The following is a 16,421-nucleotide window of genomic DNA, read 5'->3' as shown; positions in this document are numbered from 1 at the left end:
CGGTACAACAACAGCTACATCAACATTAAATATAGAAGTAGGAGCAGTAAATGATGCACCAGTTGCAGATGATGAGATTGTATCTACAAATGAAGATACACCAATCACTGTAGATGTTTTAGATGGAGATACAGATACAGAAAATGATACATTAACAATTACTGAAATAAATGGAACTCCAATAACTGATGGTGGAGCTGCAATAGATATTACTAATTTAGCTGGAACAGTTATAGGTACCGTTGCTTTAGTAAATGGAGAGTTAGTCGTAACACCAAGTAATAATAGTGAAGAAGATATTACTTTTAATTATAGAGTAAGTGATGGTGATAAGTCAGATACAGGTATGGTTACAGTAGATGTTGTACCAGTAAATGACATACCAGTAAATACGGTTCCAAGTACTTTAGATGTAGCTGAAGATAATGTTTTAACAATAACAGGAATAAGTGCTACAGATGTTGATGGTGATTTAAGTAGTTCGGCAATAAGCGTAACTAATGGAATACTAAACGTAACTGCAAGTGGAAGTGCAGTAGTTTCAGAAAATGGAACAGGAACTGTAACTATAACAGGAACAGAAGCTGATATCAATGCTACATTAGCAAGTATTAAATACACACCAGCAGAAAACTATAACGGATCAGAAACTTTAACAATACTTTCTACAGATAGTAATGGGGAAACAGATTCTGACGATGTAGCAATTACAGTTACAGCGGTAAATGATAATCCAGTTGCTGTTACAGATACTTACACAACGCAAGAAGATACATCAACAGTATTAACGCCACTTACAGGAGATTCTGATTTGGATGGAGATACAATTAGAGTACTTGCAATAAATGGTACTACTATTGTAGCAAATACAGCACAGTCAATTTCAGTTTCAAATGGTACAGTAACTACAGATACAGCAGGAGTAATTACTTTTACACCTTCAGAAAATTATGTAGGAACAACAAGTTTCCAATATACTATAACTGATGATAATGGAGGATTATCAACAGCAAATCAAGAAATTACAGTGTCATCAGTAAATGATTTTCCAGTTGCAGTAGATGATACTTATACTACACCTGAAGATGAAGCAATTGTATTAACGCCTTTAACAACAGGAACAGCAGATAGTGATGTAGATAGTGGAGATGTATTATCTATTTCTAAAATAAATGGCACGGATATAACACCAGGAATAGCACAAACGATACTTGTTGATAATGGAGTAGTAACTACAGATATAGCTGGAGTAATTACTTTTACACCAACAGAAAATTATAATGGTTCATCTACTTTTACATATACAATAAGTGATGGAAATGGAGGTACTTCAACAGCAAATCAAACAATAACAGTAAATGCTGTAAATGACAGACCAGTTGCAGTAGCAGATTCAGCAACAACACCAGAAGATACTTTATTAACTAAAAATGTAATTGCTGATGGTATTTTAGGAAATGATTCAGATGTTGATACAGGTGATACATTAACAGTAACAGCTTTAAGTGTTGGTGCAGTTGGTGTAGATATCACTTTAACTGAAGGGGTTTTAAATGTGAGTGCAGATGGTACTTATACTTTTGATCCTGCAGATAATTATGTTGGTAATGTACCAACAATTACATACACGGTTTCAGATGGTACTTTATCAACAACAAGTACTATAGATATAGAAGTAACAGCTGTAAATGATGCACCAACTCCAGAACCTGACACAAAAAGTACTCCTGAAGACACAACATTAAATGTAGCTACTACAGACGGATTGTTAAAGAATGATACTGATGCGGATGGAGATTCATTAACAGTAACAGAATATACTGTAAATGGAATAACAGCAACAGCAGGAGGCTCACCAATTACTATTACAGAAGGAATATTAGCAATTAATCCTGATGGTAGTTACATATTTGTACCAGCATTAAATTATAATGGAAATGTACCAACAATAACATATACAGTTTCAGACGGTACAACAACAGCTACATCAACATTAAATATAGAAGTAGGAGCAGTAAATGATGCTCCAGTTTTAGTAGCAGATACAAATACAACAACAGAAGATACACCAATAACAATTGCTGCAGCAGCAGGAGTTTTGAGTAATGATTCTGATATAGAGAGTGAAGTACTTACTGTAACACAGTTTACAATTAATGGTACAAATTACCCAGCAGGAACAGAAGCTGATTTAGCTAATAAAGGAAAATTAACTATTAATTCTGACGGTGGATATGTATTTACTCCAGCATCAGACTATAGTGGTACATTTGATGTAGTAACTTATACAGTTTCAGATGGTTCAGGTACAGCAACTGAAACATCAACATCAACACTAACACTAACTGTATCTCCAGTAAATGATGTTCCAGTTGCAGTTGCAGATACTAACTCAACTTTAGAAGATACACCACTTACAGTAGTTGCAGGTGTTGGTACAGGATTATTACAAAACGATACGGATGTCGAAGGATCATCTCTAGTTGTAACTACTTTTACGGTTGATGGTGTTACATACAATGCTGGTCAAACAGCATCAGTAACAGAAGGAACTATTCAAATTAATATTGATGGAGGATATACGTTTACACCTGCTAGTAATTATAGTGGATCATTCCCAGTTGTAAATTATGCTATTTCTGATGGGGTAAATACAGCAACATCAACACTAACACTTACAGTTGGTCCTGTTAATGATTTACCAGTAGCAGTAGATGATACAAATACAATACAAGAAGATACAAGTTTAGTTGTAAATGCTGCATCTGGAGTTTTAAATAATGATAGTGATGAAGACAGTACTATAAAGGTAACAGGATTTCAAGTAGATGGTCAATCATATATAGCAGGAGAAACTGCAACAATAACAGAGGGTAGTATTGTTATAAATGCAGATGGTAGTTATACATTAACACCAGCTAGTGATTATAATGGAAATTTCCCAACAGTAACATATACAATTTCTGATGATATAGAAACTGTAACAGCTGATTTAGATATTGAAGTAACAGCAATAAATGATTCGCCAACAGTTGTTGCCGATACCAACACAGTTTTAGAAGACACAACATTAACTGTACCAGTTGGTAGTGGAATTTTATCAAACGATTCTGATGTTGATACAGGTGATACTTTATCAGTAACTCAATTTGTTGTTGATGGGGTTACAGTAAATGTAAACTCTTCAACTCCTGGTACTACTACAATTAATAATGTAGGTTCAATTACTATTAATTCTGATGGTAGTTACGAGTTTATACCAGTACAAGATTTTAATGGTACAGTTCCTACAATAACATACACTGCTTTTGATGGAGTAAACTCAACAAATAGCACTTTAGATATTTCTGTAACAGCAGTTAATGATGATCCAGTAGCTATGGATGATACATCAACTACAGATCCTGGAAATTTAGTAAATATACCGGTATTAACAAATGATTCTGATGTAGATACAGCAGATAGTTTAACGGTTACTATTACTGTACCTCCAACAAAAGGTACAGCAACAGTATTAGCAAATGGTACAGTAGATTACACACCAGAAGCTGGTTTTAATAATGGTACAGATACTTTTACATATGAAATTTCTGATGGAAATGGAGGGACTGATACAGCGGTAGTAACAATTACAGTACCACAATCAGCATTTCCACCAGTAGCAAATGCTGATACAAACCAAATTGATGAAGAAGTAACATTAGTCGTTGCAGTAGGCGATGCTAAAAACTTATTGAATAATGATACAGATGGTAATTTAGATCCTTTGGCAGTTGTAAGTTTTACAATAGATGGAGATACTACAGTTTATAACGCAGGTGATACAGCTACAACCACAGACGGTTCTATAACAATTAATGCAGATGGTAGTTATACATTTATACCTGTACAGGATTATTCAGGTGACTTTCCAACAATAACTTATACAATTGAAGATGATCAAGGATCAACACCAGCAAGTAGTACTTTAGATATTACAGTTAATAATATTAATGATGCTCCAGTTGTTGTTTCTGAAACAGAAACAACATTAGAAGATACAACAAGAAATATTAACACTGCAAACGGTTTATTAAACAACGATACTGATGTAGATGGTGATGCATTATCTATTTCTACATTTACAATTGATGGAGATACTACAATTTATAACGCAGGTCAAACAGCAAACATTACAGATAAAGGGTCTATACTTATAAACTCAGATGGAAGTTATACTTTTATTCCTGCTTCAGATTTTAATGGAGATTTCCCACAAATAACTTATTCTGTTTTTGATGGAACAGTGAATGTGCCAGCAACATTAGATATTGAGGTAACTCCAGTTAATGATGCGCCAGTTGCAGTAAATGATACAGCAAACTCAACTTTAGAAGATACACCTATAACAATTGATACTGTTGGTTTAAATGATACTGATGATGGAACAATAGAACCAAACTCAGTAGTATTAATAGATCCATCAGATCCAGGAAACACAAGTGGAACATCAGGAGAATTAACAATTGTTGGTAAAGGTGTTTATGTAGTAAATACAGATGGTGATGTTACATTTACACCAGAAGATGATTTTAATGGAACTGCAGATGTTAATTATACCATTGAAGATAATGATGGTGCAGTTTCAAATGTAGGAACAATTAATATTGAAGTTGAATCAGTAAATGATGCTCCAGTATTAGTTTCAGAAACAAATTCAACTTTAGAAGATACAACACTAACAATAACTGCTGCAAATGGATTATTAATTAATGATTCTGATGTTGATGGAGATCCATTATCAATTACAACTTTCAACGTAAACGGAGCTGATTATAATATTACAGAAACAGCAACAATATTAGGTCAAGGTTCAATATCTATAACTTCTGATGGAGCATATACATTTATACCTGCTGAAGATTTCTATGGAAATTACCCTGTTATAACTTACAGTGTTTCTGACGGGACAACTATAGAAACTGCAACATTAGAAATTGAAGTAATTGCAGTAAATGATGCACCAGTTGCAGTAAATGATGACTCAAATATAGTAGATGAAGATTCACCAATTACAATCAATACAGTTGGTTTAAATGACACTGATGATGGAACAATAAACCCAGCATCAATTACTTTAATAGATCCAAATGATCCTTTAAATACTGGAAATAGTACAACTCCATTAGTAATTTCAGGAGTTGGTACTTACACTGTAAATTCAACAGGTGATGTTACATTTACGCCAGAAGATAATTTCTCTGGAACAGCAGATGTAAATTATACTATTGAAGATAATGATGGAGTTACTTCATCAAATCAAGGAGTAATATCAATTGAAGTTACACCAGTAAATGATGCACCAGTTGCACAACCAGATACAGTAGTAACACCAGAAGATACAGCAATAAGTGTAACTACAGCCAATGGATTATTAAATAATGATACTGATGTTGAAAATAACTCATTATCAGTAACAGAATTTACTGTTGGAGGAACTACTTATCCAGTAGGAACTACTGTGACGTTAACAGAAGGGGTTTTAACAATTCAATCTGATGGTAGTTATACTTTTACACCAGCAACTGACTTTAATGGTTCAGTTCCAGAAATTGTATATACAGTTTCTGACGGAACAAATACATCAAATAGTACATTAAATATTGCTGTAACATCTGTAAATGATGCTCCAGTAGCTGTAGATGATTCAGGTAACACAACACCAGAAGAAACATCAATAACAATAAATACTATTGGTACAAACGATACAGATGATGATGGAGTAGATGCAACAACAATCACATTAATAGACCCGAATAATGCTTTAAATACTGGAAATAGTACTACTCCATTAGAAATTCCTGGAGTAGGTATTTATACCGTAAATTCATTAGGTGATGTTACTTTTACACCAGAAGATGATTTTACTGGAACAGCAGATGTAAATTATACTATTGAAGATAATGATGGAGTTACATCATTAAATGAAGGAGTTATATCAATTGAAGTTACACCAGTAAATGATGCTCCTGTTGCAAATCCAGATACAGACATAACTGTAGAAGATACAGAGCTTGTTAAAGATGCTGCAAATGGATTAATTAAAAATGATACTGATGTTGATAGTAACTCATTATCAGTAACAGAATTTACTGTAGCAGGTTCAACTGATGTTTATCCAGTTGGTTCTCCAGTTATGTTAACAGAAGGAGTTTTAACAATCCAATCTGACGGTAGTTATACGTTTACACCTGCAACTGACTTTAATGGATCAGTGCCAACTGTAACTTATACAGTTTCAGATTTAACAAACACAGCAAATAGTACTCTAGATATTACAGTAACATCTGTAAATGATGCACCAGTTGCTGTGAATGATTCAGGTAATACTTTAAATGAAGATGATGATATAACAATTGCAACAGTTGGATTAAACGATACAGACGATGATACAATTGATATAACAACTGTAACATTAATAGATCCAAGTGATCCTTCAAATACAGGTAATACCACAACGCCATTAGTTATAAGTGGAATAGGAACTTATTCTGTAGATTCTAATGGAAATGTAACATTTGTACCAGAAGAAAACTATAATGGAACCGCAGATGTAAATTATACCATAAATGATAATGATGGAGTAACTTCTAACGTTGCAACAATTGAAATAACTGTTACACCAGTAAATGATGCACCAGTTTCAATGCCAGATGAATATACAATTAACGAAGGAGATCCTTTGGTAGTTGATGCTGCAAATGGTTTATTAAGTAATGATGTTGATTCTGATGGAGATACATTAACAATTACAGAATTTACTGTTGGTGGTGCAACTTACCCTGTAGGAACAACAGTAACAACACCAGAAGGAGATATAACAATATATGCTGATGGTAGTTTAATGTTTATACCATCTCCAGATTTTAATGGAACACTACCTGCAATTTATACTGCAGTTGATGGAGGTGATATTGCGAATAGTACATTAACAATTATTGTTGAACCAGTAAATGATGCACCAGTAGCCCAAGATGATACTGCTGCAACTGATCCTGGTGTATCAGTAATTATAAATGTATTGGCTAATGATAGTGATATTGATGGAGATCAAATTACAGTATCAACAACACTAATTTCATCACCAAGTAACGGTACAGTTGTCATCAATACTGATGGTACAATTACATATAACCCTGCCGCAGGTTTTAGTGATGGAACAGACGTTTTTGAATATCAAATTTGTGATGCACAAGGACTTTGCGATTCAGCATCAGTAACAGTTACACTTACAGATGATTTATTATCTCCAATTGCAAATCCAGATACAAACTCTGTTATCGAAGACACTACTTTAGTGGTAGGTATTACTAATGGATTAATAAACAATAATGATATTGATCCAAATGTTGGCGATATTTTATCTGTAGTTGGTTTTGAAGTTGACGGACAAAGCTATGTGCCAGGAGAAACAGCCGTGTTAACTGAAGGTACAATAACTATTGGCTCAGGTGGAGATTATACATTTGTACCAAGTCCAAATTATAATGGTACAGTACCAGTTATTAATTATACAATTTCTGATGGTACAGGTACAACAAATTCAACTAGTACTTTAACACTTTCTGTATTATCAGTAAATGATATTCCAGTAGCAAATCCTGATACAAATACTACCAATGAAGATGTTAGTTTATTAGTAAGTAAAGAAGATGGTTTAGTTTTATTAAATGATACAGATGAAGATGGTACAGCTTTACCATTAATTTCTTTCGAAGTAGAAGGTCAAACTTATACAGCTGGTCAAACTGCTGTTTTAACAAATTCAGGAGAAATTACTATTAATGGTGATGGTAGTTATGTATTTAACCCAGCAGATAATTATGCTGGAAATGTACCAACAATTACCTACACAATTTCAGATGGTATTGTAGAAGTTTCAAGTACATTAAATATCGAAGTAATTGCTGTAAATGATGCTCCAATAATTGTTGCAGAATCTGCAACAACATCAGAAGAAACAGCAGTTGTTATACCAACAATTACTTCAAATGATACAGATGAATCTTTAATAGATCCAACAACAATTATATTAATAGACCCTAGTGATCCTTCTAATACAGGAGATAGCACTACCCCATTAGAAATTGATGGAGTTGGTACTTATGAAGTTGATAATTTAGGTAATGTAACATTTACTCCAGAAACTAACTATACAGGTTCTGCAGATGTAAATTATACAGTTTCTGATGGAGCTTTAACATCTAACCCGGGTACAATTGAAATAACTGTAACACCGGTAAATGATGCACCAATAGTAGTTGCAGATGTAAATACAACTCCTGAAGATGTAACTTTAACTGTTGATGCTTCAAATGGCTTATTAGATAATGATTCTGATATTGAAGGAACTCAATTAACAGTTACTCAATTTGAGGTTAATGGTCAAATTTATCTTTCAGGTCAAACAGCTAATCTTATTGAAGGTTCATTAACAATTAATAGTGATGGTAGTTACACATTTACACCAACACCTAATTATCAAGGGGTAGTACCAACAGTTACATATACAGTTTCTGATGGAGAAGAAACTGCAACAACAACATTAGATATTACAGTATCTCAAGTAAATGATTTACCAGTAGTAGTTGATGACGAAAATACTACAACGCCTGAAGATATGGCTGTTGTAATACCAACAATTACTTCAAATGATACAGACGATATAGCTATTGATCCTCGAACAATTATATTAATAGATCCAAACAATCCATTAAACACAGGAGATAGCTCAACTCCTTTAGTAATTTCAGGTGTTGGTACTTATGAGGTGGATGATTTAGGTAATGTAACTTTTACTCCAGAGCCTAACTATACTGGACCTGCTGATATAAATTATACAGTTTCAGACGGAATTTTAACATCTAATCCTGGTACTATAGAAATTACTGTAACACCAGTAAATGATGCACCAATTTTAATAGTAGATACAAATACAACACTAGAAGACACAATATTAAATGTAGATGCTGCAAATGGAGTATTAGCAAATGACTCTGATATAGAAGGAACACCTTTAACAGTATTAGAGTTTACCATTAATAATGTAGATTATACCGCAGGAGATACAGCTAATTTAACAGAAGGTTCAATTACAATTAATAGCGATGGTAGTTATACATTTACACCAGCAACAGACTATACAGGTACTGTACCAACTATAACATATTCTGCTACAGATGGTGAAGATGATTTAACTTCAACTCTAGATATTACAGTTTCTGGAGTTAATGACACAGCAAATACGGTAGATGACTCAACAACAGGAGTACAAAATACACCAATTGTTGTTTCAGATATTACAGGAAATGATACAGATACAGATGGAACAATTGACCCTTCAACGGTTACATTAATAGATCCAAACGATCCAACAAATACAGGAGATAGTACAACACCTTTAGTAATTCCAGGAGTTGGAACTTATGAAGTAGATGATTTAGGTAACGTAACATTTACACCAGAACCAGATTTTACAGGCGATGCAGTTGTAAATTATACAGTTGAAGATAATGATGGATTAACTTCTGAAGAAGCCATGATTACAGTTACAGTTCAACCAGATAATGATGGAGATGGTATACCAAATAGTTCAGATTTAGATGATGATAATGATGGTATTCCAGATTCAGTAGAAAATGGAGGAAATGACCCATTTACAGATTCAGATAATGATGGTATTCCAAATTATTTAGATCCAGATAATATCATTGCTGATGAAAATGGAGATGGAGTTGATGATGCTTTTGATACTGATGGAGATGGAATTATAGATCAATTTGATACAGATGCAGATGGAGACGGAATTACTGACATTATTGAAGCTGGTGGAACAGACATTGACAATGATGGTCAAATAGACAATTTTACAGATGCAAATAACGATGGTTTAGATGATGCTACAGCAACAACTCCTTTAACATCTGCAGATACAGATGGAGATGGAATTGCTGATTATTTAGACATAGATTCAGATAATGATGGAATTTTAGATATTATTGAATCTCAAGATCCAACAAACTATATTTCACCTTCAGGAATTGATTCTGATGCTGATGGTATAGACGATGCTTTTGATGTAGATTGTACACCTTGTGGTTCAATTACAGGTACGCCAATTACACCATTAAATTCAGATACAGATGCATTACCAAATTACTTAGATATAGATTCTGATAACGATGGTATTGTAGATAATATAGAATGGCAAACAACTTCTGGTTATCAATTACCAGGACCTGATATGGATGGAAACGGATTAGCAGATAACTATGAAGTTACTCCTGGATCTGGAATTCCAATTTACTCTCCAACAAATACAGATGGTACAAATCCACCTGACTATTTAAATTTAGATTCAGATGGAGACGGTCTTTCAGATACAATAGAAGCATATGATATTGATGCAGATAATATAGCAGATACAGTTGCTTCAGGAAATGATTCAGATAATGATGGTTTAGATGATGCTTTTGATAACAATCCAAATGGAATATCAGATACAACAGCTGCAACTAATAGTAATCAAGATGTAACAGCATTACCAAACGATCAAAACGCAGCAACTGCTGAGGTAGATTTTAGAGATAATGTTGTTTATACTACACCTGTTGATACAGATGGAGATGGTATCAATGATGATGTAGATATAGATGATGATAATGATGGTATTATTGATTCAGTAGAAGCTTTAGGTTTTGTACCATCAGATGTAATAAATGATCCAAACTGTTTATTACCAGCAGCTAGTTTTACAAATCCAATATATGTTGCTGGCTCAGGATCTGGGCAAGGAACAATAGGAGCTAAATATCGTTTTGAAAACGTTCTTGATGTTACAGGTTATATTGAAACAGGAGGAATTTTAGATGCAATTGTAGAAATTACAGCTACTGAAGGAGGAGCTTCATTAATATCTATTGATAATTCTTCAACAGGAAGTGTAGATGCTTGGCAACCAGAATTTACGGTGCCAACACCAACTAATAATGTAGCTTCAATGAGCTTTAAATTAATATTATTAATTGATGATACAGAAACACAATTTAACATTAATAGATTTGGAGGAACAATTTATGATATAGACGGAGCTAATGCTCAAGAGTCTGTAATTCTTGAAAGACCAGGTTTATATGCCGTGGCTGGTAACACTTTGTTAACTGTTGATGATAATGCTGCTACGGGTCTAGTAACTTTTACAGGGCCAGATGACACATATTCTGGTGTAGATTTAGCACCAAGAATTGCAACATATTTTAACTATTATAATACATCAACATTAAATGTAACATTCTCTGCAGAATTATTATCTGCAACTTCTAACACCAGTTTAGGGTCAATGTTATTTGATTTATGTTCAATTAATGGTTTATTCGACGGTAATACAACATCTTCTGTTCCAACTGATGTCAATGGAACTTCACAAAACTCAGGACCAGGAGTTGGGGTTGTATATACAGTAAGTGATGCAATTGATAGTGATAATGATGGAATAGCAGATAATTTAGATATAGATTCTGATAATGATGGTATTCCAGATAACGTAGAAGCACAATTAACAGATGATTATATTGTGGTTACAGGAACTGATACAGATGGAGATGGTTTAGCAGATGTTTATGACAATGCAACAAGTTCAGGGCTATTACCTATTGATACAGATGGTGATTTTATACTAGATTATTTAGATACAGATTCTGACAATGATAGTTTAACTGATACAGAAGAAGCAGGATTTATAACATCTACTGAAAATTCAGATACTGATGGCGATGGTTTATTAGACAGTTATGATGATGTTGATACAACAGGCTTACCTTTTGATGTAAATGATGATCAAGATAATGGAGCATCAGATTTACCAAACTCTAACACTTCTACTACAGAAGTAGATTATAGAGAAATATTAGATTCAGATGGAGATGGTATTACAGATAGTGTAGATTTAGATGATGATAATGACGGTATTTTAGATACAGTAGAGCAAGACGGAGACCCATTAAGAGATACAGATGGAGATGGTACACCAGATCACTTAGATTTAGATTCAGACGGTGATGGTGTAAATGATTTAACAGAATCAGGTTTAGGATTAACAGATGCTGATAATGATGGTGTTATAGATGGATCTGATACAGGTTCAGGAGCAAATGGATTATTTGATGGTGTAGAAACTACTCCAGAAAGTGGAACAACTGATGATGTATTGGATACGGATGGAGATGGTATCCCTAACTTCCAAGATGTAGATGATGATGGAGATGGTATCGATACTATTGATGAAAATTATGATGCAGCAAATAATGATGCATCAGATCAAGATTCAGATGGAGATTCAATTCCAGATTATTTAGATACTGATGATGATAATGATGGAGTATTAACCGCAGATGAGGATAATGATAATGACGGAATTTTCTTAAACAATGATGATGATGATAATGGTGATGGTATTCCAGATTATTTAGATGATTTAGATACAGATGGAGATGGTATTCCAGATAGTGAAGATCCAGATGATGATAATGATGGTAACCCAGATACTACAGATGATAATGATTTAGTAGCAACTACAGCACCAGATGAATTAATTGTGGTAGAGGGAGTTGAGAATACTGTAAATGTTTTATCAAATGATGATTTTATTCCAGGTTCTACAATTTCAATTACAAATGCAGGTACGGGTACCGCTACTGGTATTGTTACTTTTGATCCTTTGACTGGAGAAATGACATACACATCAGCACCAGGAGAAGAAGGCACAAGTGTAACAGTAGATTATACAGTTTGTAATACTGATGTTGACCCTAATGTATGTGTAACAGAAACTGTAACAATAACTGTACAAAAAGATAATGATAAAGATGGTTTACCAGATGTAACAGATCCAGATGATGATAATGATGGTAATCCAGATACAACAGATCCAAATGTGTTTACACCAACTACTGCTCCAGATGCAATAACAATTGCAAATGGATCAACTGAGACATTAAACATTTTAGATAATGATGATTTCTTACCATCTGCAAATACAACAATTACAAATGCAGGAACCGGTACAGGAACTGGTACAGTAACATTTGATAATTTAACAGGTGAAATGACATATACGCCTGCTATTGGAGAGGAAGATATAATTATTACTATAGATTATACAGTATGTAACATCGCAGAAAGCCCATATGTATGTTTAACTGAAACTGTAACTATTACAATTAATAATGATACAGATGATACAGATGGCGATGGCATTCCTGATATTGTAGATTTAGATGATGATAATGATGGTATTCCAGATACAGTTGAACAAAATGGAGATCCTTTAAGAGATACAGATGGAGATGGTATCCCAGATCACTTAGATTTAGATTCAGATGGAGATGGAGTAAGTGATGTAGAAGAATCTGGAAATGGAGATTTAGATACAGATGGAGATGGAGTTATCGATGCAGCAACTACAGGATCAGGAGCAAATGGTTTATTTGATGGTATAGAAACTACACCAGAAAGTGGAACTACAACAAATGATACAATAGATACAGACGAAGACGGTATACCTAACTTCCAAGATACTGATGATGATGGCGATGGTATTGAAACAGTAGACGAAGATGTAGATTCTGATGGCGATCCAACCAATGATGATACAGACGGAGATGGTATCCCTAATTATTTAGATACCGATGATGATGGTGATGGAGTTGATACAGCAGATGAAGATGTAGATCAAGATGGTGATTCAACCAATGATGATACAGATGGTGATGGTATCCCTAACTATTTAGATACCGATGATGATGGCGATGGAGTTGATACTGCAGATGAAGATGTAGACTCAGATGGCGATTCAACCAATGATGATACAGATGGTGATGGTACTCCTAATTATTTAGATACTGATGATGATGGCGATGGAATTGATACAGTTGATGAAGACAATAACAATAATGGAGATTTATCAGATGATGATTCAGATGGTGATGGTATTCCTGATTATTTAGATACAGATGATACAGATGGGGATGGTATACCTGACTCTGTAGATTTAGATGATGATAATGATGGTATTCCAGATACAGTTGAACAAAATGGAGATCCTTTAAGAGATACAGATGGAGATGGTATTCCAGATCACTTAGATTTAGATTCAGATGGAGATGGAGTAAGTGATGTAGAAGAATCTGGAAATGGAGATTTAGATACAGATGGAGATGGAGTTATCGATGCAGCAACTACAGGATCAGGAGCAAATGGTTTATTTGATGGTATAGAAACTACACCAGAAAGTGGAACTACAACAAATGATACAATAGATACAGACGGAGACGGTATACCTAACTTCCAAGATACTGATGATGATGGCGATGGTATTGAAACAGTAGACGAAGATGTAGATTCTGATGGCGATCCAACCAATGATGATACAGATGGTGATGGTATCCCTAATTATTTAGATACCGATGATGATGGTGATGGAGTTGATACAGCAGATGAAGATGTAGATCAAGATGGCGATCCAACCAATGATGATACAGATGGTGATGGTATCCCTAACTATTTAGATACCGATGATGATGGCGATGGAGTTGATACTGCAGATGAAGATGTAGACTCAGATGGCGATTCAACCAATGATGATACAGATGGTGATGGTATCCCTAACTATTTAGATACCGATGATGATGGCGATGGAGTTGATACAGCAGATGAAGATGTAGACTCAGATGGCGATTCAACTAATGATGATACAGATGGTGATGGTATCCCTAATTATTTAGATACCGATGATGATGGCGATGGAGTAGATACCGAAGATGAAGATGTAGATTCAGATGGCGATTCAACCAATGATGATACAGATGGTGATGGTATCCCTAACTATTTAGATACCGATGATGATGGCGATGGAGTTGATACTGCTGATGAAGATGTAAATTCAGATGGCGATTCAACCAATGATGATACAGATGGTGATGGTATCCCTAACTATTTAGATACCGATGATGATGGCGATGGAGTTGATACTGCTGATGAAGATGTAGAAAATCAAAATGGAGACCCTACAGATGATGATACAGACAATGATGGTATTCCAGATTATTTAGATCCAGATGATGATGGTGATGGAGTAGATACTATAGATGAAGATGTAGATCAAGATGGTGATTCAACCAATGATGATACAGATGGTGATGGTATTCCAAATTATTTAGATACCGATGATGATGGCGATGGAGTAGATACCGAAGATGAAGATATAAATTCAGACGGTGATTTAACCAATGATGATACAGATGGCGATGGTATTCCAGATTATTTAGATACCGATGATGATGGCGATGGAGTTGATACAGCAGATGAAGATGTAGATCAAGATGGAGATCCAATGAATGATGATACAGATGGAGATGGTATTCCAGATTATTTAGATCCAGATGATGATGGCGATGGTATTGATACTATAGATGAAAATGTTGATGATATTTTAGTTGATTCAGATGGCGATGGAATCCCTGATTACTTAGATGTAGATTCAGTAGATTCAGATGGCGATGGTATTCCAGATTCAATAGATTTAGATGATGATAATGATGGTATTCCAGATCTTGTAGAAAATGATGGTGATTTCACTTTAGATACAGATGGCGATGGTATCCCAGATCATTTAGACTTGGATTCAGATGGCGATGGTTTAACAGACTTAGAAGAATCAGGCAGTAATGCTCCAGACGTAGATAATGATGGGGTTATCGATGGCGATGATTCTGAATTTGGAGACAATGGTTTATATGATGATATTGAAACTGATATTGACAGTGGAGATATAGATTATGATGTTTTAGATTCAGATGGAGATGGTGTTAGAGATTTCCAAGATGCTGATGATGATGGCGATGGAGTTGATACAGCAGATGAAGATGTAGATCAAGACGGAGATCCAACAAATGATGATACAGATGGTGATGGTATTCCTAACTATTTAGATATAGATGATGATGGAGACGGAGTTAATACAGTTGATGAATTTATGTTTGATTGTGATACAGATAGTATTCCAGATCATATAGATATTACAAATTGTGAATTAATTCCAAACGGATTCTCTCCAAATGGTGATGGTGTAAATGATACATTTGTAATACCTGGATTATCTGAATATCCTAACTTTAAATTAGAGATTTATAACAGATGGGGTAATCAGGTATATGATTATAATAATAATGGTAGAACAAACCCTATATGGTGGGGTGGATATTCAACTGGAAGGTTAACAATAGCTCCTAGTAAACAACTACCAACAGGTACTTATTATTATATCATTTATTTTAATGATGGAACAAAAGAACCAATTAACGGATGGGTATATTTAAACAGATAAA

1 protein-coding gene is annotated in these 16,421 nt (G+C 34.3%); it reads left to right on the top strand.

Annotated features, from left to right (window positions below):
- Positions 1-16,420 (top strand): tandem-95 repeat protein (locus tag Q0733_RS10505; protein WP_298782176.1); only part of this gene is annotated, 16,420 nt, incomplete at its 5' end.
- Position 16,421: the final 1 nt, after the last annotated feature.

Source organism: uncultured Polaribacter sp. (assembly GCF_947500975.1).
Classification (GTDB): domain Bacteria; phylum Bacteroidota; class Bacteroidia; order Flavobacteriales; family Flavobacteriaceae; genus Polaribacter.
This window is presented reverse-complemented; position numbering and strand designations above follow the sequence as displayed.